Source organism: Microbulbifer mixtoriginis (SeqCode) (genome assembly GCF_052467945.1).
This window is the reverse complement of record NZ_CP174328.1, coordinates 396489-418404: the sequence shown is the minus strand read 5'-3', so window position 1 is coordinate 418404 and position 21916 is coordinate 396489. Positions and strand designations below refer to the sequence as shown.

Annotated in this window: 19 protein-coding genes; 1 reads left to right on the top strand and 18 read right to left on the bottom strand. The window is 53.5% G+C overall.

The annotated features are described in order from the left end of the window. Positions 1 to 27 precede the first annotated feature (27 nt). A complete protein-coding gene (locus tag ACJJIJ_RS01730; RefSeq protein ID WP_444938481.1) occupies positions 28 to 510 on the bottom strand; it encodes a GFA family protein in 483 nt (160 codons plus the stop codon). A gap of 92 nt (positions 511 to 602) precedes the next feature. Between ACJJIJ_RS01730 and ACJJIJ_RS01725 the strand changes: the two genes are divergently transcribed. Then, the gene (locus tag ACJJIJ_RS01725; protein WP_444938480.1) at positions 603 to 1397 is read left to right on the top strand and encodes a class I SAM-dependent methyltransferase; all 795 of its coding nucleotides are present in this window, start codon (positions 603 to 605) and stop codon (positions 1395 to 1397) included. Positions 1398 to 1512: 115 nt separating this feature from the next. Here the strand turns inward: ACJJIJ_RS01725 and ACJJIJ_RS01720 are convergent, their stop codons facing one another. The 17 genes from ACJJIJ_RS01720 to hscA all read right to left on the bottom strand — a co-directional run bounded on the left by ACJJIJ_RS01720 (position 1513) and on the right by hscA (position 21853). Further along, a complete protein-coding gene (locus ACJJIJ_RS01720; RefSeq protein WP_444924345.1) occupies positions 1513 to 2334 on the bottom strand; it encodes an MBL fold metallo-hydrolase in 822 nt (273 codons plus the stop codon). A 165-nt stretch (positions 2335 to 2499) separates the two neighbouring features. Beyond that, entirely contained in the window at positions 2500 to 3189 is a 690-nt protein-coding gene (tsaA, locus tag ACJJIJ_RS01715; protein ID WP_444924344.1) for a tRNA (N6-threonylcarbamoyladenosine(37)-N6)-methyltransferase TrmO, read from the bottom strand. Positions 3190 to 3242: 53 nt separating this feature from the next. Continuing rightward, positions 3243 to 4706 carry an NAD-dependent succinate-semialdehyde dehydrogenase gene (locus ACJJIJ_RS01710; RefSeq protein WP_444938479.1) on the bottom strand — a complete coding sequence of 488 codons (1464 nt, stop codon included), beginning with the start codon at positions 4704 to 4706 and terminating at the stop codon, positions 3243 to 3245. 138 nt (positions 4707 to 4844) lie between these two features. Next, a complete protein-coding gene (gene der / locus ACJJIJ_RS01705; protein WP_252084821.1) occupies positions 4845 to 6239 on the bottom strand; it encodes a ribosome biogenesis GTPase Der in 1395 nt (464 codons plus the stop codon). A 139-nt stretch (positions 6240 to 6378) separates the two neighbouring features. After that, on the bottom strand, positions 6379 to 7542 hold the full coding sequence (bamB, locus tag ACJJIJ_RS01700; protein WP_252084820.1) for an outer membrane protein assembly factor BamB: 1164 nt from the start codon (positions 7540 to 7542) through the stop codon (positions 6379 to 6381). Further along, the gene (locus ACJJIJ_RS01695) at positions 7542 to 8246 is read right to left on the bottom strand and encodes a YfgM family protein (protein ID WP_252084819.1); all 705 of its coding nucleotides are present in this window, start codon (positions 8244 to 8246) and stop codon (positions 7542 to 7544) included. Before ACJJIJ_RS01695 ends, bamB begins: the two co-directional genes overlap by 1 nt. 69 nt (positions 8247 to 8315) lie before the next feature. Next, positions 8316 to 9578 carry a histidine--tRNA ligase gene (gene hisS / locus ACJJIJ_RS01690; protein WP_252084818.1) on the bottom strand — a complete coding sequence of 421 codons (1263 nt, stop codon included), beginning with the start codon at positions 9576 to 9578 and terminating at the stop codon, positions 8316 to 8318. Positions 9579 to 9641: 63 nt separating this feature from the next. After that, complete coding sequence (gene ispG / locus ACJJIJ_RS01685) at positions 9642 to 10754, bottom strand: flavodoxin-dependent (E)-4-hydroxy-3-methylbut-2-enyl-diphosphate synthase (protein ID WP_252084817.1); 1113 nt, start codon at positions 10752 to 10754, stop codon at positions 9642 to 9644. 100 nt (positions 10755 to 10854) lie between these two features. Continuing rightward, positions 10855 to 11823 carry a RodZ domain-containing protein gene (locus tag ACJJIJ_RS01680; RefSeq protein WP_444938478.1) on the bottom strand — a complete coding sequence of 323 codons (969 nt, stop codon included), beginning with the start codon at positions 11821 to 11823 and terminating at the stop codon, positions 10855 to 10857. After that, positions 11813 to 12592, bottom strand: coding sequence for a type IV pilus biogenesis/stability protein PilW (gene pilW / locus ACJJIJ_RS01675; protein ID WP_252084815.1), 780 nt, complete (start codon positions 12590 to 12592; stop codon positions 11813 to 11815). Before pilW ends, ACJJIJ_RS01680 begins: the two co-directional genes overlap by 11 nt. Before the next feature lie 358 nt (positions 12593 to 12950). Next, positions 12951 to 14906 (bottom strand): cytochrome-c peroxidase, encoded by a 1956-nt coding sequence (locus tag ACJJIJ_RS01670; RefSeq protein ID WP_444938477.1) that lies wholly within the window; start codon positions 14904 to 14906, stop codon positions 12951 to 12953. 495 nt (positions 14907 to 15401) lie between these two features. After that, complete coding sequence (locus ACJJIJ_RS01665) at positions 15402 to 17321, bottom strand: cytochrome-c peroxidase (protein ID WP_444938476.1); 1920 nt, start codon at positions 17319 to 17321, stop codon at positions 15402 to 15404. Between the two features lie 211 nt (positions 17322 to 17532). Beyond that, a complete protein-coding gene (gene rlmN / locus ACJJIJ_RS01660; protein ID WP_252084812.1) occupies positions 17533 to 18651 on the bottom strand; it encodes a dual-specificity RNA methyltransferase RlmN in 1119 nt (372 codons plus the stop codon). 63 nt (positions 18652 to 18714) lie between these two features. After that, positions 18715 to 19143 (bottom strand): nucleoside-diphosphate kinase, encoded by a 429-nt coding sequence (gene ndk, locus ACJJIJ_RS01655; RefSeq protein ID WP_108731991.1) that lies wholly within the window; start codon positions 19141 to 19143, stop codon positions 18715 to 18717. Positions 19144 to 19341: 198 nt separating this feature from the next. Then, positions 19342 to 19536 carry a Fe-S cluster assembly protein IscX gene (iscX, locus tag ACJJIJ_RS01650; RefSeq protein WP_444885872.1) on the bottom strand — a complete coding sequence of 65 codons (195 nt, stop codon included), beginning with the start codon at positions 19534 to 19536 and terminating at the stop codon, positions 19342 to 19344. A gap of 29 nt (positions 19537 to 19565) precedes the next feature. Next, positions 19566 to 19904, bottom strand: a complete 339-nt coding sequence (gene fdx, locus ACJJIJ_RS01645) for an ISC system 2Fe-2S type ferredoxin (protein ID WP_152451921.1) — start codon at positions 19902 to 19904, stop codon at positions 19566 to 19568. A 77-nt stretch (positions 19905 to 19981) separates the two neighbouring features. Further along, positions 19982 to 21853 (bottom strand): Fe-S protein assembly chaperone HscA, encoded by a 1872-nt coding sequence (gene hscA / locus ACJJIJ_RS01640; RefSeq protein WP_444938475.1) that lies wholly within the window; start codon positions 21851 to 21853, stop codon positions 19982 to 19984. Positions 21854 to 21916 lie beyond the last annotated feature (63 nt).

Below are 21916 nucleotides of genomic sequence, written 5' to 3'. Positions count from 1 at the left end.
ATGCAACCCAGTCGCCCCTTTCACATCTCAGTAAAAATTATGGCGTTGATGCCACTCTGCCAGTGACTCATCTGGGTACTCATCGAAATGCTTGTCCGCGGCTCGAATATCCGGCTCTACCCAGGTTTTGGCAAAGGCCAGCATCATATGGGTAAGTTCCGGTGGTACGGGAAGTTCACTATCTATCGCAGAGGCAAATGGGTGGACCAGATCGGGCCAGCGGGGGTCCCACAACCAAAGCGCACTGCCACAGCGGGAACAAAAATGGCGCTGCGCCGGGCTGGCACTATTGCTGCCAGACTTATCTCGCAATATTGCCTGATACACTGAGATAAACTCCCTCCCTTTTACCGTCAGCGACTGGTAATCCCCTCCCAGGTTAACGGCATAGCCCCCTCCCCCAGCCGTCTTGCGGCAAATCGAACAGTAACAGCGGTTAAATGGGTATGGTTGTGCACATTTAAGATTGAATTGCACCGACTGGCAGTGACAGGAACCTTTTAGTTTCAATATAAACTCTCCCCACTTGTCTTGCTTACACCTCCAATGTCTGTATCTAGGCTAGACTGGTTAGCGGTCCCACAATCAAGGGTTATGCCGCCATGGCAATCGATAAGCCCGTCAGACACGATAAGTGGCAGGCCCAGGAATATGTAAAGGCCTCCTCCATGCAGTGGCGGCACGCCATGGAAGCTATCCAGCGCTGCAACTATCAAGGCGCCAGTACTATCCTCGATGTGGGCTGTGGCGATGGCAGAATCACCCGCTATCTAGCCGAACACCTCAAGAGTGGCAAGATCGTCGGTGTGGACCTCACTGAGGATATGATTCGCCACGCCCGCAAAGCCCACTCCGGCGTACCCAATCTCTCCTTCGAGCAAATGAGCGCCGATGAAATTCAGTTTGATAAGCAGTTCGACATTATTTTTTCTTTCAGCTGCTTGCACTGGGTGGCAGACCAGAAGAAGGTCTGGAATGGCTTTTACAAACACCTACGAGAGGATGGCAAGATTGTGGCCGGCTTTCAGGTTGACCATGAGAATTTCTGGGATACGATGTACGAATTCCAAAACAACAATCAGTGGCAGCCATATTTTGAGAACTTTCTCGATCCTTACAACCATTATTCCTTGAATGCGATGCGCAATTATATCGAGGAAGCTGGGTTTTACCTGCCCAGGATCGATGAAATCCATCATGTGGAAAATTTCGGCACCCAAGACACGCTCACAGCGTTTTTCTTATCTTGGGTGCCTCAATTTCGACATCTGCAGAACTCGCAAAGACAAGAATTTGCCCAGCAAGTGATGGACGCCTACTACAAAAAAACACATCCAGTAATGCATAAACATGCTGGAGTGCGCATCAAGCGATTTATTATTGAAGCCGTCAAATGAATCGGCATCCATGTATTAATTTTAAAACTAGTGAACTCAAATCACCCTTAGCTGCTAACTTTTTAGGGCTTAACCATTCTCTGCAAACTTTTGAAAAAGTATCAACAAAATAAAATCACGAACGGGCCATTATATCTAGATCCACCTTCAAGCATGAGGCAATTAAGTTTCTCTTACAAAAGTTGTGGCCAGTTAAAATACTTACCAAGCCCTCTTTTCCCAGCAAACGCTCGCTGATTTGCTCTAATGGCAGCCCTTGCTGATCAAGCTGCTGTGCCTCTGCAGATAAATTCAACAGAAACTCATACTTCTGCTTTAACTGCTGCCAGCCATTTTCTACAACTCCTCGATGGGGACAGAGAATGACTTCGAAGGAGTGCTCCAATACACTTTTGATGCTGTTTAACAGGATCGGAATATCCTCATCGATGCGAAGAAACTTTAAGTAGTTGGCAATATATAAATCCGCACTGAACAACCAGCCACGCTCAGGCAACAGGTAACAGGTCATATCTTTGGCATGACCAGGGCTAAATAGGGGCCGAACTTCTTCAGTACCAATGCGGATATCTTCTGGCAGTGGCGCTACTTCGGCTTTTCCAGCAGTTCCCCAGAATAGTTTTTGCATGGGGGGAATACGAAAGCCCCTTTTTAATATCCCTATAGTTAAGTCCGGAGCAAAAGCCTGCACGCCGGTGAGCTTTTGGATAGCACCGGCGTTGCCGCTGTGATCCTCGTGGTGGTGAGTTAGCAATAGTTGTTTTAGCGGTGTATTTTCAATAAACGGCTTAACATATTTCCACTGGTTACTAGGGCCAGTATCTATTACTGTGCCATTAAGCCTATAAACGACAAATGTGGTGTTGACCCCCATATTCAGGCGGCCAACTCGGATTGCCTCCAGGCCCTGATATTTAAACGTTTCTCTTACCGACATGGGGAACTCTCTTACAGATTTTGGAGTATTTTCAGGCAAGTGGCACAAGCGGAGAAATTGCAATTTCCTCGAATGTAGGTGACATATCACTACTAATCTCTAGAAGGGGACAAGCAAGAAGGCCCAAGTGAGGCATAAATCCCCTAACCCAGTAGCAAACTGTTCTCACAATGCTTCCAGCGACACCACCTCAATCCCTCTTTCCGTGTAGCGCCAACACAAATTGAACCCACACAGCGCCATGCCATAAATTCGCTGTGGATCGTTTTTTTGGTAAGCCGGCCGGGGATCTTGTGCCAGAACCTGCTCAATTAACTTCGGCAGATCGGTGCCCCAGTCATCTTTATAGGCCTTGGCTTGGTGAAGAATCGCTTCTGGGATATTTACAGTGATCAATGCGGGGGCGGCATCGGCAAAAGCGCTTTCAGCATGTTGTAGGGCATCGGCATAGGGCACATAGGGTTTGATATCCAACACGGGTGTGCCGTCTACCAGGTCGGCTCCACCGACAATCAATTCCACTTTGGGGGAGGTGCGCACTTCCAGTAAACGCACCACGGAAAGACCAATATTATTGGGCCTAAAGGGGGAACGAGTGGCGAGTACACCGAGCTTTTTATTACCACCCAGACGCGGAGGACGGACCTTGGCGGACCATTGCCCGGCAGCCTGGTGAAACTGGAAAACAACCCAGATATGACTGTTTTCCTCCAACCCCGCTACCGCATCTGCCACATTCAGTGGCGCTAGTAGTTCGATACTGGCCCGGCTGGCATCGGCGAGCAGTGGCTGACGGGGAACACCAAATTTTTCACCAAAACAGGAGTGCACACGGGCAATGGGCTCAACAACCATGGAAAATCCAGACAACCAATAATGAGCCCGATATTTTAAACCAGTTGCGGGAATTATTTATCGACACCAGCAATACACAAATATTTTATTTCCATGTAGTCCTCAATACCGTATTTAGAACCTTCCCGTCCCTGACCAGATTCCTTTACACCTCCAAAGGGCGCCATTTCATTGGAGATAATCCCTTCATTCACACCCACCATGCCGTACTCCAGCGCTTCAGACACTCGGCAAACCCGTCCAATATCACGGGAATAGAAATAAGAGGCGAGGCCAAACTCGGTATCATTAGCCATGCGAATCACCTCTTCTTCCGTGGAGAATTTAAACAGTGGTGCCACTGGACCAAAGATTTCCTCTTTAAACAGATTCATTTGCTCAGTGGCATTTCCCAGTATTATGGGTGCATAGAACTGATCTCCCATAGCATCGGGTCCGCCAGCAACCAGAGTTTTCGCACCTTTTTGTAGGGCATCTTCTACCAACCCCTCCACCTTTTCGACCGCTTTGACGGTAATCATAGGGCCAATATCGGTTCCCTCTGCAAAGCCATTCCCCATTGTTAGCGCGTTAACTGCCTGGGCAAATTTCTCCGCGAAAGCCTCGTAAACCCCTTCCTGTACGAAAATACGATTGGCGCAGACACAAGTTTGCCCGGCGTTGCGGTACTTACAGACAATGGCACCTTTCACTGCCTCATCCAGATCCGCATCATCAAAAACAATAAATGGCGCATTGCCGCCCAGCTCCATGGAGGTTTTCTTCATGGTTTCAGCACACTGCGCCTGCAGTTTCTTGCCCACAGCAGTGGAACCGGTAAAGGTAAACTTGCGCACTAGAGGGTTCTTCGTCATCTCGGTGCCGATGGCAGGCGCATTTTGACCAACCACAATATTGAAGATACCCGGGGGAATACCCGCTTCCTCCGCCAGTACCGCCAACGCCAGGGCGGATAATGGCGTCTCATGGGCCGGCTTGGCGATAAATGGACAACCGGCCGCCAGGGCCGGCGCCATCTTGCGGGCGATCATGGCATTGGGGAAATTCCATGGCGTGACTGAACAAGTGACCCCAACAGGTTGCTTGATCACCACGATGCGGCGGTCGTTGGCGGGGGGCGCTATGACATCGCCATAAATGCGCTTAGCCTCCTCGGCAAACCACTCAATATAGTTGGCACCGTAGACTATCTCTGTGCGTGACTCAGAGAGGGGCTTCCCCTGTTCGGCGGTAAGAATTCTGGCTAAGTCCTCGGTGTTATCGATCACCAAGTTGTACCAATGCCGCAGTAACTTGGCCCGCTCCTTGACTGGAGTAGCGGCCCAGTCTGGCCAGGCAGCACTGGCCGCCTCAATAGCGCGACGGGTCTCATCGGCACCAAGGTCAGCTATGCTGGCCACTACCTTGCCGGTGGCCGGATCTTTAACGTCGAATGTAGCGCCAGAATCGGCATCGACCCACTGGCCGTTGATATAGGACTGGGTGCGCAATAGCGCGGTTTTTTTCAGCTCCAGCATCGCCATCTCCTTAGGTGTCGTCCCTGATCCCGGTCGGACCCGCGATCTACCGCTAAGGATATTAACCCGTAAAATGCCCCCCGCAGTGCAAGACAAGGGGGGGATTGGCGACACTCTGGCTTGTAGGCGTGTGGAACTTTATTTTTTCTTTTTCACAAACTTCATGAGACGGCGTTTCTTGGCCTTCTGGCGATCACTCAGTTTGTTTTTCTTACCGGCGTAGGGGTTGTCACCGGTGCGGAATTCGATTTTCACCGGTGTCCCGTGTAGCTCCAAGGCCTTGCGGAACGTCTTTTCCAGATAACGTACATAGTGCGCCGGCACCTGTTCGGTCTGATTGCCGTGAATAACGATCACCGGCGGGTTCTGGCCGCCCGCATGGGCGTAGCGCAGTTTGATACGGTGGCCGTGCACAAGCGGTGGTTGGTGCTCACTTACTGCCCATTGCAGAATACGCGTGAGGTGGTTGGTGGAGAGCTTATCTGTCGCACTCTGATAGGCGGCCTCGATAGACTCGTACAAATGGCCAACGCCAGTGCCGTGCAGGGCGGAAATAAAGTGCACGTCGGCAAACTCGACAAAACGCAGGCGGCGCTCCAGCTCCGTTTTCACGTAGTCGCGATGATCTGCCTCCAGGCCATCCCACTTGTTCAGAGCCACCACCAAGGCTCGCCCGGCCTGAATCACGCTGCCCATCAGGTGCATATCCTGGTCCACCAGGCCCTCGCGAGCATCAATCACCAGCACCACCACATTGGCGTCTTCCACCGCCTGCAGGGTTTTGACGATAGAGAACTTCTCCACCGATTCCTTAATGTTCTTGCGTCGGCGAATACCGGCAGTGTCGATCAAGGTATAGGGCTTCTCATCGCGCTCGTAATTGATATAGACACTGTCGCGCGTGGTGCCAGGCTGGTCGTATACCACTACGCGGTCCTCGCCGAGCAGGCGGTTGACCAGGGTAGATTTACCCACGTTGGGGCGCCCAACAATGGCAATCTTGATTCCAGTGGCCTCTTCCGGCTCCTCTTCAGCCGCCACCTCAGGAAGATCCTCAACCACGCGCTGCATCAGGCTGCGCACACCACGACCGTGGGTGGCAGTGGTGGGAAAGAGTTCACCGATACCCAGCTCATAGAAGGGCGCCAGGGCGATATCCGGGTTGACACCATCGACCTTGTTGGCAACCAGGAAGGTCGGCTTGGAGCGAGTGCGCAGCCGGTCTGCGATCATTTCATCCGCCGGGGTCAGGCCATCGCGACTATCCACCAGGAACAGCACGATATCCGCTTCTTCGATAGCCTGCATAGACTGCTGCGCCATGGCCGCATCAATGCCCTCTTCTCCGCCGGTGATACCGCCGGTATCTACGAGAAGTACTTTGCGTCCATCGATTTCGGCCTCGCCATATTTGCGGTCGCGAGTAAGACCGGCGTAATTAGCCACCAAGGCGTCACGGCTCTTGGTAAGACGATTAAACAGTGTGGATTTGCCCACGTTGGGGCGCCCGACCAGGGCGATAACTGGCAGCATAGAATTCTGGCTTTAGCCTAATAAATAAATACAAACGCCCGCACAAGGCGGGCGATTTCAATTCACCTGCGAAGCAGGCTCCTTTTGCGGGCTGGTGCCCAAAAGCGGACTGCCTGTCCGCCACAGCAATATTGCGCGCTTAGCTCCGAGCGAGGGTCAGGGCTACCAACTTGCCGTCATCAGACAGGACAAACAACAGGTCGCCATCTACCAGCATGGGGATACGAATCGAATCGTTATCCACCTCTTCGCGGCCGATAAACTGACCGGAACTGGGGTCAAGCACATGCAGGTAACCTTCCAAGTCGCCGACAATCACAACATCCTGGAAATAAGCCGGGCCACTCAGTTCGCGGCGCAGTAATTCATTATTACTCCAGGCGATCTGGCCAGCGCCCACATTGTAAGCGTATACACTGCCCGAGGCGCCGCTCAGGTACACATGCCCTCCACCAACAGCCACTGAGTGGTTGGTAGAGGCATCACGCGCCCAAAGGCCACGACCGTTTTCCTTGGATAAAGCGACAACACGACCCTGGTAGCTGGCGGCAAACACCAGATCACCGCGCACTACCGGCGACCCATCGATATCCACAACCCGCTCCAATTCAGCAGAACCCTGCGGAATGGCAACGCGTTGTTCCCAGCGGGTGATACCGTCGCGGGCGTCCAGGGCAACCAATTTGCCATTATCGAGACCGGCAATTACCAGACCTCCGCTTATCACGGGGGCCGCGGTGCCGCGGAGAGTCAGTACCGGCAAGGTGGTGGTTTGGCTCCACAACTCTTCACCGCTACTGGCATCCAGGCCCACCAACTTACCGTCAACGGTTTGCAGGACCACAACACTGGATCCTATTGCCGGAGCGGAGACCACTTCACCAGAGACTTGATAGGTCCACAGTTGAGCGCCATTTCGCAAGTCCAGGGCCACCGCACGGCCGCGATAGTCGACAACTACAGCGATACCCAATCCAACACCGACACCACCGCTCAATTCAATATCCAGATCGGTTTCCCACTGGGGCCTACCGCTGCTGCGATCAAAAGCGGTCACTTCACCGTCGCTGCTGGCGGCAATAAGTTTACCGTCAGCCAGACCCGGCTGCAGCATCGCATAACGCTTCTCGTCGATGCTGCCCACATCCGCCGACCAGACTTCGCGCAGCTGAACACTAGGCGCGAAATCGACCAGGTCTACCGGCTCGACATCCTCCTTACTCTCGTTGGAGGCGCAGGCACCCAGAGCTACCGCTAGGGCAACCGCTGCGGTGCGCCCCACAGCGCGATTGAGAAATCCCATTATTCGCCTCCCTCAGGTGCTGGTTCACTTGGTTTCTGCTCTTCGCCAGAGGCCACTGCTAGGCTCTCAACTTTGAGTTGTAGCAGCTGGGTACTGCCCGCTTGCTCTGGTAACAGCTCGGTCAAAGCCTGTTCGTAGGCGCTGCGCGCGCCGGCGTCATCGCCTTTCTGTCGGAGAATATCACCGCGCGTCTCAGAATAGAGGGCGGCAAAGGCCGGGGGCACACTGCCCTCAATCAGCTTCAAAGCTTCATCTGGTTTGCCGCGCGCGGCAATCACCGTGGCCAGGCGGCGCTTGGCCAGCAGCTTCATGGCATCTTCTTTGGAGTTGTCGAGCACCCACTGCAAGTGAGTCTGCGCGACTTCTAGGTCATTCTTTTCCACAGCAATTGCGGCCAGGCGCAGAGAGGCCTGACTAGCGTAGATACGGCTGCCGTACTCGTTTTTCAGCTGCTCGGCGAGTGACTTCGCAGTAGTCAGCTGCTTGTTGTCTGGCTGGTTGTCATTAGCGGATACCGCCTGGATAAAACCTTGGTAAAGGTCCGAGGCCGCCTCAGACTTGGAGCGCTGGTCACCCTGCCACCATTGATAACCAAAGTAGCCGGCTAGAGCCAGGACTATGCCGGTAAGAATGCCCCTGCCGTTTTCCGCCCACCAGCGCTTCAGCGTTTCTATTTGTTCTTGTTCGGTAAGATGCTCAGACATTGGGTAAATCGCCTTTCCTGTGGTTTCTAACTATCCTGGCGGGGGCCACCGCCACCCTGAGTATTTGAATCAGCCCTGCAGCAATGCCGCAAGTTCCGTGAGCGCGAGAGTCTGTTGCTGTTGCTCGGAGCGCAGATATTTCACTGTAATCTGACCATTTGCAGCCTCATCCTCGCCGATAATCAGTGCGTAATCGGCACCGCTTTTATCCGCTTTCTTCATTTGGCTCTTAAAGCTTCCACCTCCGCAGTGCGCCTGTAGACGCAACCATGGTAGCTCGTCGCGCAATTGTTCGGCGGCAGCCAAGGCGGCTGATTGTACATCACCCACCGCCACCAGGTAGGCATCTACTTGCTGCGCCAGACTCTCCGGTAGTACTTCAAGGGTTTCCAACATCAATACCAGGCGCTCGGCACCCAGGCCAAAGCCAACTGCTGGAGTGGGCTTCCCACCCATCTGTTCTACCAAACCATCGTAGCGGCCGCCGGCACAGACAGTGCCCTGGGCACCGAGACTGTCGGTCACCCATTCAAAAACGGTTTTACCGTAGTAATCGAGACCGCGCACCAGTTTGGGGTTGATCTCGTATTTCACCCCTGCTGCATCCAGTAGCTCGCGCAACTGGGCAAAGTGGGCGGCAGATTCCTCATCGAGGAAATCCAATAGACAGGGCGCCTCGGCGAGCAGTTCCTGGGTTTGCGTATTTTTACTGTCGAGAATACGCAAGGGATTGCGCTCCAGGCGGCGTTGGCTGTCCTCGTCCAGCTGCTCGCGGCGCTCGCTTAGGTAGGCCACCAGGGCCTCACGATAGGCTGCGCGGCTGTCGGAGTTGCCCAGGGAGTTCAACTGCAGGGTGACGTGTTCACCGATACCCAGCTGACGCCACAGCCGCGCGGTCATAATCAGGATTTCTGCGTCGATATCCGGCCCTTCGATGCCGAACACTTCCACTCCAAACTGGTGGAACTGGCGCAGACGGCCTTTCTGTGGGCGCTCATAGCGGAACATAGGGCCGAAATACCACAGGCGCTGGGGCTGAATCAGCAGGTTGTTTTGGATCGCTGCGCGCACGGTGCCTGCGGTGCCCTCTGGGCGCAGGGTAACGCTGTCTCCGCTCTTGTCCTCGAAGGTGTACATTTCCTTTTCGACAATATCGGTAGCCTCGCCCACGGCGCGGCTGAACAGCTGGGTTGCCTCCAGAGTCGGCGTACGGATTTCACTGTAGCCGTAGCGGGCAAAGAGTTCACTGAGGGTGGCTTCCACATATTGCCAAACCGGGGACTGTTCCGGCAGCAGGTCGTTCATGCCGCGAATTGCGCGAAGTTGTTTCAACGCTGTTCCTTAAATTTCTAATTACTTAAATCAACGAATAGGGCGGTGCAATAGACGTGCCCGCTACGCTTTGGCGATGATATCTGCCTCGCGCTCGGCCTTTGCAGCGGCCTTTTCGCGAATTAGGCGTTCCAAATCATCCACTAGATTCTCATTTTTGAATTTGCGGTCTGGCTGGCCGTCCACATAAATCGCGTGGCTCGGTGTACCGCCGGTGAGGCCAATATCCGCTTCCTTCGCTTCGCCCGGGCCATTGACGATACAGCCGATCACCGCCACATCCAACGGCGTGGTGACATCTTCAAGGCGCGTCTCCAGCTCGTTCATGGTTTTTACCACATCGAAGTTCTGGCGTGAGCAGCTGGGGCAAGCGATAAAATTGATCCCCTTGCTGCGCAGGCGCAAGCTCTTCAGAAGATCCCAACCTACTTTCACCTCTTCCACCGGGTCTGCCGCCAGGGATACCCGCAAGGTATCGCCAATACCGTCGAGCAGCAGGGCGCCGAGGCCAATTGCGGATTTCACCGTACCGGCTCGCAGGCCGCCGGCTTCTGTAATACCTAGGTGCAAGGGCTGCTCAATTTGCTGGGCCAGTTTGCGATAGGCAGCGGTAGCCATAAAGATGTCCGAGGCTTTCACGCTCACTTTGAAGTCCTGAAAATTCAGGCTATCAAGAATCTCAACATGGCGCAGTGCGGACTCCACCAGTGCATCTGGCGTGGGCTCACCGTATTTTTTTTGCAGGTCTTTTTCCAGAGAGCCCGCGTTTACACCGATACGAATCGGGATGTTCAGATCGCGGGCCTTATCTACCACCGCACGAATACGCTTCTCACGGCCGATATTACCAGGGTTGATGCGCAGGCAATCCACCCCCAGGTCGGCCACTCGCAGAGCAATGCGATAGTCGAAGTGAATATCCGCCACCAGCGGAACATTCACTTGCTTTTTAATTTCCCCGAAAGCCTCAGCGGCCTCCATGCTGGGCACTGAGACCCGTACGATATCCGCACCGGCATTTTCCAGACGCTGGATCTGGCCCACAGTGGCGGCCACATCACAGGTTTCGGTATTGGTCATGCTCTGCACCGAGATCGGTGCATCGCCACCGACCGGTACATTACCCACCATGATCTGGCGCGACTTGCGGCGGACAATGGGAGATTCAAATTGCATAGGGCTGACCTGGCAGTATTGCTGCTAAAAATTCGAGGGGGAGATTATAGAGAGATTGGGCGCAAACCTACAGAGTTCGCGCCCAAACGGCGGAGATCCTTTAATTGCCCACAATAAGGCGGCGGGTGCGGCGATTGCCAATGGGGTCGCTTTCAATCGTTTGCTCGCGGTAAACCACCTTGGTTGCACGGGCATTACCGAGCATCACTTCGAAGGGAGGGCGCCCATCCAGGTTCTTGGAACTGCCGGCTTGCTGAACACCGGCGAGCAGTACAACACCCTCGGCATCCTTTACTTCAACCCAGGAATCCTCGTCGAAACTGAGACGCAGCGCTCCTTGCAACTGTTCATCCAGCTGCGCAACGGTTGCGGGTAGCTGGGCGGTAGCGTCTTCAGCTTGCAGGCTGACCTGGGGTTCAGTAAGCGCATTATGCTTGGGAGTTTGAGCCTCCTCCGCGACATCTTCCCCAGCGGGCTCTAGTTGTTGCGCCGGTGCCTCAGCAACCTGCAACTGGGTTGAACCAGGCTCCGCCAATGCTATTTCATTGATATTTACGGATGGCTCAGCAACGGATAGCTCAGCAGTTTCGGCAGGGGCTGCATTTTGCTCTACTGAGTTCTGCAGACCGGGAATATTTACCGGGCCAACATAGAGCCACCAAAATACAGCGCCCGCCACCACAAATGGCAGGAGAGCCAACAGACCATAGCCGTGTTTACGCGCCGGGCGCAAGGCGTCGGCTTTCATCTCGATACGGCGCGATTCTTTACGCACCTGCTGTTTTGGGCGTGCGGCATCGTAGGCGGTAAGCACAGGAGCGGAGTCAATGCTCAGCTCCCGGCAAATATTGCGAATATAACCCCGCGCATAAACCGCTTCCGGCTGGCGCTCGTAAAGGTCTTCTTCTAACCACTCCACCGTATTGTCGATAATACACAAGCGCCGGGACAGCTCCTCGCGAGACAGCCCGGCCGCCTCGCGCGCAGAGTGCAGTAGCGCACCGGGAGAAGCCTGTGTACTGGATTTGATTTGGCCGCTGTCGCGGTGCACGGAGTTACTATCCGTCATTACCACTCAACTCCTGATATTTCAGTGTTTCCGCAGAGTACGGGTACAGATTTTTTAGCGCAAGAGCATAACTCAGCTCCTTGTCGCGGTTGCCAAACACCTTTTCGATACGTATCCCCAACCATAGGGATTGTGGTGTCTGGCGTTTATTCTCACTGTAACGATCAAGGTACTGTTTGGCCGCAGAATAGTCGCCGGCCTCATATTTAAGCTCCGCCAACTCCAGTAGCGCTACCGGCAGATTGCTGTTGAGAGCGAGCGCACGTGTGTAGGCCCGTTCTGCCTCATCTGCTAAGCCCAGGCGATTGGCAGTGCGGCCATAGTTAACCAGGGCAAAGAAACGGCGGTTATAAGTCAGGTCACTAGAAGCGTGACGAAATTGCTCTAAAGCATCCTCATAGCGCTCCTGCTGGTAAAGGAACACGCCATAGTTTGTGCGCGCCATGGAGAAATTGTCGCTGTAGCGCAGGGCCTTTTTGAAATGGGACTCGGCCACCTTCAATTCGCCATCGGCCTGATACAGCAGAGCCAGGCCATGGTGGGCCATAGGATTCTTCTTGCCCAGCTCCAGCGCCTTGTTGAAGTGGCGGCGAGCCAGCTCGCGGTTCTCTCCACTCTGCAGATAGCGAATACCCAGTTGAACATGGGTTTCCAAAGCCTTCTCCAGATTGACCTCCTGGCGCTCTGGCAAACCAGTGGTTACACACCCTCCCAGTAACACAGTGAGAATCAGGCCTAAGAACCGCAGGCCAAAAGAATTTGCAGACACGACATCACCTGTACATTTATTTTTCATCTATCCATCAAGCGGGATCGCAGTGATTAATCACTATCGATCAAGCACCAGGGCGGGGGCAAAGTAAAAAAATAGTGGTGTGCCCACTGTGATGGCAGAGCAGTCCCCAAGATAACCTGTCTGCAATGCCTCTTCCGATACTGGACCCGGACGCTGATCCTGCCTCCCGACTCATATAGTGCCGCAAAGCACCGTGAGTTTCAGCTGTGTACCCCTAATTAATTCCAATTGACCCGGCGATATCTCTCGCTGATAACAAAATAAAATCGGGGCAGTGCGGAACCCACACAAAAGTCAGAAAATTTCGTTAATACTGGTAATAAAACCACCACTAGAGCTCCTTACCGGAGCTATCCCTCGCATCAAGCTGTTTGCCATCAGGCCCCCCGTCGCGGGTAGGGATCAGGGCGCGAACGGAATTTGAAGAGGTGTTGGCCGCATCCGGGTCGGTCAGGGTCTCAAGAAAACGCACGACCAGGTCGATCTCGGCATCGCTGAGATTATTACCGGCATCACCACCGGTGGTCGCAAGGATTGCCTGGGAGAGCGCAAGGCCATTGGGCGCCACCTTACTGGCACAATCTGTTAACCCAGAAAATTGTGACAAGTCGCACATTTCGCTATTGGTGTAATACTGGTTAACCGATGCCGCACGGTCGCGGTAGTGTTCGACATTTCTGCGTAGCGTCGCAAATTGACCACTGTGCCCCCAAGGGCCAGTGAGCGCGACATTCAGTAGTGTTGGGGGACGGAAGGCACCAGCACCGTTCGCCCCCAGATCCGCGCCACTGCCATTCTCATCGGTACCTATACCAATTTGTGGATAATTCGCAGGCCGTGGCCCTTCAGTAGTAAAAAATGCACCCGCATGGCAATTAGTACAGCCGGAATTCCCTGACATAAAAGTAATGGCACCGCGCTTCTCATCATTATCGAGCGCATCCAAGTCGCCATCTACATAGTCGAAGAAAGGGTTGTCGATAAAGAGCTGCACCGCTTCAAAAGCGGCTATAGCCTGCGCAATACGGCTGAAAGTAATCTGGTCGTCACCAAAAGCTGCGTTAAATAACCCACTCCAGGATTCCCGTCCCAGATTGGCCGCCACTAAATCTTCGCGGTAATCGGTGGTGCCGCTATCACTACTCGCGTCGTAACCAAATTGAGTAACGTCACCCATTTCCGCAGGATTGGTTACGGGAAAATGCGCCTGCGCCATCATCAGGGCCAGGGTGCCAGTACCCACCGCCGCTTCGGTATTGAGGCTGACGTCCCGTGAGTCGGTGCGGATACCGCGATCGGTAAGTGCCACCCGGTTATCCCAAAAGAGCCCACTACCCCACAATGCCACATTACATATCGGCTGGGCGTTTCTGGGTACTATTGGTACCTCATTGATACCGTCAGAGCGGCCTGGGCCAACCAATGCAGGATCTAATGGATTCACACCCACGGGCATAGAGAGATTGTCACCGCCACAACCGATAGCAGCGTGGTGACAGGAGGCACAGGCTACATCGCCATTGGCACTGAGGGATTGACTGTAAAATAGGCGCATACCCAGCTCGACCATGGCAGGGTCTTGTTCACTTCGCACCCTGGCAGCAAAAGCGCGCATATCTTCCAGATGCCCAGCCATGTTGTTCGATTCCAGCATGGCCGCCAGGCAGATATCCAGATCTTCATCTAATAAATTCAATGCACTGCGAACATTTTTACATTCACTAATGTTCACAAGGCGCTCGAGGACCGGTACCGCAACCGCACCATTGTTAAGGCCGCTATTCGTATTATTGATTAGTGTTTTCGCATTGACCCAGGCCGTTTCACTCTCGCTGTTCACATCGCCACTGGCCACTGAGTAGCTGTACTCGGTATTTATCGAAAGGCCATGGTCAACATAAAAATGATTATCTGTCTCGGCAATTTTTTCTCCGCCACGATAGATAGCATAGGTTGCCCCATCGCGCTGCCAGGAAAGGCCGATACTCGTTCCTGAAAAAGCATTAGCGATCAAGGCCTTCGGCGCATTGCCTTGCCCGGTCTCTGTGCCATTGCCTGCATCATCGTCATTATCTGTGTCGCCGCCATTGCCCGTATCATCACCACCGGAGTTTGTATCGGTATTTCCCCCAGCGTCGGTGTCAGCTTCCACCGTTTCCGAGCCAGAGCTGTCATCGCCACCGGATGAACCAGAGCTGCAGCCCACTGCCAACAAAACAAGCGGCAGTAGCACTAATCGCAACAGTGCTGCGCATGATATCGGCAAATTATTGCTCTGGGTTTTCATAAATACAGCTCGACTCCGCCACTGAAAAATCGTTTTGAACAGCACTGGACAGACAATGGAGCTACTAGTGCCCCGCACGGCACCAAAAGCTAATATTTTGGAACTATCCAACATTTTTAAAAGTAGTTTTTTGGGGAGCAGAAAGAGTTGCCTGCCCTCACAATACTTTTCATGAAACCGAACTTTTTTGCCAATTTCATGGGATACCGAGGTAGTGACCCTAAAGCTTTTACTTAGATAATTCTGTTGAGAGAGTCGCAAAGCACTGATGCTGGCACAGTGATATTGGATACTGTGAATTGTCTCTGGGTTTAAAGAAATAGAGAAAAAGGTATTGAGAAGGCTACAAGCTAAGTTTACCCATACTGCGACCCAGCCTAAAAAATTAATTGCACAAATCGCAAAGATAAGTATGAGGGTATAAAAACTATACCCTCTATACTTTTGACTTTTTTCTAGCTATTCACTTGGCTATAAAACAAGGTAAACAGGGAATTACAAACTCTCCCCATTCCGGTTTCTAGCATCCAGCTGTTTGCCATCCGGACCACCGTCTCTGGGAGGAATCAAAAATTGAATCTCATTAGAGCTACTATTGGCGGCGGCTGGGTCAGTGAGAGTGCCCAGAAAAATGACAACAAGGTCGATCTCATCATCAGTCAGGCGGTTGACACCACCACCATCATTCCCTGCAAGAATATCCTGAGACAGAACCAAACCATTAGGCGCTACTTTACTGGGGCAATCCTGTAAATCTTTAAACTGTTCAAGATCACACATTTCATTATTGGCAAAGTAACTGGCAATTGAGACACCCTGATCCCTGTAATGCTCGACATTTCTACGCAAGCTGCCAAACTGCCCGCTATGTCCCCAGGGGCCGGTAATCGCCACATTTAACAGAGTTGGGGCTCGGAATGCCCCAAAACCCAAAGACCCTTCTCCACCCAAATCGGCTCCACTGCCACTCTCGTCAGTACCAATTCCAATCTGCGGATAGTTAGCAGCCATCAGCGCCTCGGAAGTAAAGAAGGCCCCCTTATGGCAGAAGGTACAGCCAGAATCTCTCGACATGAACGTGATAGCACCACGCTTCTCTTCGGCGTTAAGCGCTTGTAAATTGCCCTCGACATAGGCAAAAAATGAATTATCTATAAATATCTGCACCGCCTCATAAGCTGCAATAGCCTGGGCAATACGGCTAAAGTTAATCTCAGGATCACCAAAAGCGGATGTAAATAGCGGCCCCCAAGCTTCGATATCCAGATTCGCCGCCAATATATCTTCGCGGTATGCAGTAAAGTTTTCGTCGACAGAATCATCGTAGCCAAAGTCGACGATATCCCCCATCTCAGGTGGTGCTGTAACAGGGAAGTGTGCCTGAGCCATCAGTAGAGCCAGGGAACCAGAACCTACCACGGAGGAAGTATTTCGGGTAACGTCCGTTGAATCTGTGCGCAACACACCATTAGGACTCAATGAAACCCGGTTGTCCCAAAACAGGCCACGAGACCAGAGCGAAGTGTTGCAGGTCGCTGGTGAATTCCTCGGCACTATCGGCACTTCATTAATACCGTCAGAGCGCCCCGGCCCTAGCAACGTACTATCTACCGCATTAATGCCAACCGGCATTGATAGACCATCCCCACCACAGCCAATCGCCGGGTGGTGACAAGAGGAGCAGGAAGCATCTTGATTGGCACTCAAGGATTTATTGTGGAACAGGCGCATACCCAGCTCAACCATGGCTGGTTCCTGCTCGCTGCGAACACGCGCGGCAAAAGCACGTATATCCTCAACAAGAGAGGCCATGCGATTGAGCTCAAGCATTGCTGCCAGGCAGTTATCAAGATCTTCCTCGAGTAAATCCAGGGCGCTGAAGACATTTTTACACTCGGCAAAAGTGGAAATACGCTCGTTTAAGACATCGTCTTCTGTGCCGTTATTTAGCCCAGTATTCGTGTCATTTACCAATGTCTTAACAACAATCTGATCGGCCTCAGAGGCGCTGGCAGTATCGACCATATTTAGCAAGTAGCTGTACTCAGTCGCTACCGTGAGGTTTTTATCGACAAAAAAGTTATTACTGGTTTGCGCGACTCTTTCACCATTGCGATAAACAAAATAGGTCTCACCATCCCGCTCCCAAGCAAGGCCGATGCTGGTCCCGGAAAAGGCATGTCCAATCAATTTACCGGGCCCACTACCCTGCTCAGATTGCGGGTCGGGGTCTGGGTCTGAGTCTGAGTCTGAGTCTGAGTCTGAATCACCCTCTACAGTATTCGGTGTCGAAGTATCATCATCACCTCCAGATGATCCTGAACTGCAAGCTGCCAAGGATATACAGAGTATTAAATATAAATATCGCAATAGGACATTGGCAGACACCTTAAAATCCACTTTTTCAGTACGCATAAAATTTAACAGTCCTTTCCATCCACTTTCGTAAAGTTTTGGACTGTTAACGCAGTATCCTGGGATTTGGTTGACACCAATAAAAGGGAGATCAGAAAAAAATGGAGAGGCTTTAAAGAAATTACGACCCTAAGGCCTACAGAAATGATAGGGCAAGCCCGGATCTCTGCTAGCAAGTGACTATGCAAATCATCCAGGCAGGATTGAGTGATCAGCCGACTATACGAACGGGGCGCTCTGCATTGCGGTAGCGCTCGGAGCGGCGGGTGCGGTCGTTAACACTGCCGGCCAGCTGGCCACAGGCTGCATCGATATCGTCGCCACGGGTAGTGCGAACGGTAACCGTATAACCCTTATCAAGCAATATCTGCTGGAAGCGACGCAGAGCATTGTTGCTCACACGCTGGTAGTCGGACAGCTCAAACGGGTTAAAGGGAATCAGGTTAATTTTCACCGGAATCTCTTTCAGCAGCTCTGCCAATTGCTCAGCGTGCTCCGGGCGATCATTAACTTCGCGCATCAGCGTGTATTCAATGGTCATTTTACGGTGCGTATCCGGCATACGCTCGATATAGCGCTTAGCGGAATCCAACAACACCGCAATGGGGTATTTCTTATTGATCGGCACCAACTCGTTACGTAATTCGTCGTTGGGCGCGTGCAGGGAAATCGCCAGGCTCACATCGGTCACATCGGCTAGGCGGTCCAATGCGGGCACCACACCGGAAGTTGACAGGGTGACGCGGCGCTTGGAAATACCGTAGGCATTGTCTTCCATCATCAGATTCATGGAATCGACCACATTGTCGAAATTGAGCAATGGCTCACCCATGCCCATCATCACCACGTTGGTGACTTTGCGCGGTCCTTTTGGGTCCAGCTGGCCGAAAGACTTACAGGCGATCCACACCTGCCCGATAATTTCTGCCGCGGTTAAATCGCGGTTAAAGCCCTGCTTGCCAGTTGCACAGAAACTGCAATCCAGGGAACAGCCCACCTGGGAGGAGACACACAGGGTGCCGCGATCGCCATCGGGGATATAAACCGTCTCGATAGCATTGCCACCGGAGACTTTAATTAGCCACTTGCGTGTGCCGTCGGCAGAATCCCACTGATTCAATACTTCCGGGGCACGGACTTCGGCCACTTCCGCCAGCTTTTGACGCAGGGCCTTGCTGACATTGGTCATCTCAGCAAAATCATCAACCCCATTCTGGTGAATCCACTTTAAAACCTGAACTGCGCGGAAGCGCTTCTCGCCCAATGATTCAAAAAAGGCGGCCAGCTTTTCTACTGAAAGGCCGAGCAGGTTGGTTTTCTCTGTGGTCATTCATTTCACCTCGGGGGAAGAATTGCACCGGTCCGGACAGACCGGTGCGATTTGTGGCGCTAATTAAGCGCGCGCGCAGATTTCGTCGTCGGCGAAGAAGTAGCTTACTTCGCGGGCGGCGGACTCTGCGGAGTCAGAACCGTGTACAGCGTTGGCGTCGATGCTGTCAGCGAAGTCAGCGCGGATGGTGCCAGCAGCCGCTTCTTTCGGGTTGGTAGCGCCCATCAGGTCGCGGTTTGCCAGGATAGCGTTCTCACCTTCCAGAACCTGTACAACAACCGGACCGGAAGTCATGAAGTCAACCAGGTCTTTGAAGAAAGGACGCTCTTTATGCTCAGCGTAGAAACCTTCAGCTTTTTCGCGGGACAGTTGAACCATCTTCATGGCAACGATGCTCAGGCCAGCTTTCTCAAAACGGCTCTCGATTTCACCGATTACATTCTTGGCTACTGCGTCCGGCTTGATGATGGAAAGGGTACGCTCCAGGGCCATGGTTATCTCCAAATTGATTTTTGTAACTTAACTTATATATAGAAAGAGCAACCTACACAGTTGCTCTTCCCTAGTATTCCTTTCATACCCACCGGGGGTACTCAATTTTTGATCACCGCATTTCGCGGCCGGCGGATTATACGGGGTATTGATCGACTTTTGTACTCCAATACCAATACCCCCTTAAACCCATTCTGACTACTCGCGTTCCTCAATCCATGCGGCCTGAATAGCCTCCAGAATCTTTTCACCACAACGGCCCGGCTCGTCATCAAACTCAGGTAACGCCATCACCCAGTTGCGCAAGTCGACAAAATTGACGGTGAGCGGGTCAACATCTTCATGGGCTTCGCAGAGCTCAATAGCGATATCGTGAATATCGGTCCACTTCATTGTTTTGGCTTCCTCACTACCCGCGGCACTCAGTGCTTTTCCGACACCTGGTTGATGGTGTATTTGGGAATTTCCACCACCAGGTCTTCATCTTCAACGATCGCCTGACAAGACAGGCGCGACTCCGGCTCCAGGCCCCAAGCCTTGTCCAGCAGGTCTTCTTCCAGCTCATCGGGCTCCTCCAGGGAATAGAAGCCTTCGCGCACAATCACATGGCAGGTAGTACAGGCACAAGCCTTCTCGCAGGCGTGCTCGATCTCGATATCGTTGGCCAGTGCCGCATCGATTACACTGACACCGCTCTCCGCTTCCACCACTTTACCTTCAGGGCACATTTCCGGGTGGGGTAAAAATACTATCTTCGGCATGGGTACTGACTCTCTATGGTCTCAATCCGACGGGGGCAAGCCCCGGCCGCAAGTTGTGCGGGCTAGGCGCCCACCGCTTATTTATCAAATTCATCCAGGCTGTGGCCGCGCATGGCGCGCTTGATAGAAGCATCCATACGTTTGGCCGCAAAGGGCTCTGACAGCTGGTTAAGGGTCTCCATACGCTGACGAATCTCATCGGCATCGCCCCCGTTATGGGCCAAGCGCAGAGCTTCCATTGCATGCTCCAGCTCACTCAGCTCATGCTCTTCCAGCAGCTCGGCGCCGTTTTCACGCAGGGCCATCAGCAAACTCTCTAAAGTCCGCTCCGCCTCAACCTGCGCCTCGCGCAAAGCACGCAGAGCAATATCCTCGGCGGCGTGGGTATAGGATTCCTGCAGCATGCGCGCTATGTCCTTATCCTCCAGGCCGTAGGAAGGCTTCACTACGATATCTGCACTAACGCCACTGCTCTTCTCCATGGCGGTCACCGACAGCAAGCCATCCGCATCCACCTGGAAGGTCACGCGAATATGAGCGGCACCCGCCACCATTGGAGGAATTCCGCGCAATTCGAAACGTGCCAGCGAGCGGCAGTCGCTAACCAGCTCTCGCTCACCCTGCACCACATGAACCGCCATGGCGGTCTGGCCATCTTTGAAAGTGGTGAATTCCTGAGCTTTAGACACCGGAATGGTGGTATTGCGCGCAATCAACTTCTCGGTGAGCCCACCCATAGTCTCAATACCCAGAGACAACGGGATTACATCCAGCAGCAGCAGGTCGTCGTCGGATTTATTGCCCACCAGCACATCGGCCTGCAGGGCCGCACCAATGGCTACCACTTGATCCGGATCGATCTCCGCGTGGGGCGCCCGGCCAAAATAGTCTTCAACCCGTTCCCGCACCCGCAGCGTACGAGTGGAACCGCCCACCAGAACGACTTCTTGTACTTCATCCACGCCGATACCGGCATCGCGCAGGGCACGTTTACAGGCGCGCAGGGTCTTGTCGATCATGGGATCCAGCAACGAGGCCATAGTCACCCGGTCAAGTACGCCCCGCCAGTCCCCATGGTGTATTTCTACCTGCTCGGCACCACTCAGGGACTCCTTAGCAGCGCAGGCACTATCCAGTAACAACCGCTGAGTCGACGCATCCAGATCGGTGCCCAAACCCGCCCGCTCGGCAATCCAGGCCGCAATAATGCGGTCGAAGTCATCGCCACCCAAGGCCGTATCGCCACCGGTGGCCATTACCTCAAAAACACCGCGGGACAGCCGCAGGATTGAAATATCAAAGGTGCCGCCGCCCAGATCATAGACAGCGATCACGCCCTCTTCCCCCCGATCGAGGCCATAGGCTACCGCCGCGGCAGTCGGCTCATTGAGCAGGCGCAGCACCTTCAGGCCGGCCAGCTTGGCCGCGTCCTTGGTCGCCTGGCGCTGGGCATCATCAAAATAGGCCGGCACGGTAATCACTGCGCCGTCGAGCTCGCCATCCACTTTGCCGTAGAGTGCATCGCGGCCACGCTGGGCCAGCTTCTTAAGGATTTCCGCAGATACCTGCACCGGGTTGACCGGGCCGGCGGCAGTTTCAATAGTGGGCATGCCGCCATCGGTATCGGAAAAATGATAGGGCAGCTGCTCGCCCAGGCTTTTTACATCGGCGACCCCACGGCCCATCAAGCGCTTGATCGACAACATGGTGTTGTAGGGATCAGCAGCAGCACGCAGACGCGCCTCGCTACCAACGGTAATACCGTCGCGGCTGTAGTGCACCGCCGAGGGCAGGATGACACTGCCATCCTCTGCCGCAATGGCCTCTGCCGAGCCGCTGCGCACCGTGGCCACCAGTGAGTTGGTGGTGCCCAAGTCGATGCCCACCGCGTATTTGCGCTGATGGGGGTCGGGACTCTGTCCCGGCTCGGAAATCTGCAGTAATGCCATTACTTATCTCTTCTATCAGCGGGATTGTTCGCGTTGGCACCGCCTGTGCCTGATCCCGGTTTA

What these genes read in the sequence shown, in the direction of transcription:
- ACJJIJ_RS01725 (WP_444938480.1), top strand. Translation starts at nt 603, where the DNA reads ATGGCAATCGATAAGCCCGTCAGACACGATAAGTGGCAGGCCCAGGAA.
- ACJJIJ_RS01720 (WP_444924345.1), bottom strand. Translation starts at nt 2,334, where the DNA reads ATGTCGGTAAGAGAAACGTTTAAATATCAGGGCCTGGAGGCAATCCGA.
- tsaA (WP_444924344.1), bottom strand. Translation starts at nt 3,189, where the DNA reads ATGGTTGTTGAGCCCATTGCCCGTGTGCACTCCTGTTTTGGTGAAAAA.
- ACJJIJ_RS01710 (WP_444938479.1), bottom strand. Translation starts at nt 4,706, where the DNA reads ATGCTGGAGCTGAAAAAAACCGCGCTATTGCGCACCCAGTCCTATATC.
- der (WP_252084821.1), bottom strand. Translation starts at nt 6,239, where the DNA reads ATGCTGCCAGTTATCGCCCTGGTCGGGCGCCCCAACGTGGGCAAATCC.
- bamB (WP_252084820.1), bottom strand. Translation starts at nt 7,542, where the DNA reads ATGGGATTTCTCAATCGCGCTGTGGGGCGCACCGCAGCGGTTGCCCTA.
- ACJJIJ_RS01695 (WP_252084819.1), bottom strand. Translation starts at nt 8,246, where the DNA reads ATGTCTGAGCATCTTACCGAACAAGAACAAATAGAAACGCTGAAGCGC.
- ispG (WP_252084817.1), bottom strand. Translation starts at nt 10,754, where the DNA reads ATGCAATTTGAATCTCCCATTGTCCGCCGCAAGTCGCGCCAGATCATG.
- ACJJIJ_RS01680 (WP_444938478.1), bottom strand. Translation starts at nt 11,823, where the DNA reads ATGACGGATAGTAACTCCGTGCACCGCGACAGCGGCCAAATCAAATCC.
- ACJJIJ_RS01670 (WP_444938477.1), bottom strand. Translation starts at nt 14,906, where the DNA reads ATGAAAACCCAGAGCAATAATTTGCCGATATCATGCGCAGCACTGTTG.
- ACJJIJ_RS01665 (WP_444938476.1), bottom strand. Translation starts at nt 17,321, where the DNA reads ATGCGTACTGAAAAAGTGGATTTTAAGGTGTCTGCCAATGTCCTATTG.
- rlmN (WP_252084812.1), bottom strand. Translation starts at nt 18,651, where the DNA reads ATGACCACAGAGAAAACCAACCTGCTCGGCCTTTCAGTAGAAAAGCTG.
- ndk (WP_108731991.1), bottom strand. Translation starts at nt 19,143, where the DNA reads ATGGCCCTGGAGCGTACCCTTTCCATCATCAAGCCGGACGCAGTAGCC.
- iscX (WP_444885872.1), bottom strand. Translation starts at nt 19,536, where the DNA reads ATGAAGTGGACCGATATTCACGATATCGCTATTGAGCTCTGCGAAGCC.
- fdx (WP_152451921.1), bottom strand. Translation starts at nt 19,904, where the DNA reads ATGCCGAAGATAGTATTTTTACCCCACCCGGAAATGTGCCCTGAAGGT.
- hscA (WP_444938475.1), bottom strand. Translation starts at nt 21,853, where the DNA reads ATGGCATTACTGCAGATTTCCGAGCCGGGACAGAGTCCCGACCCCCAT.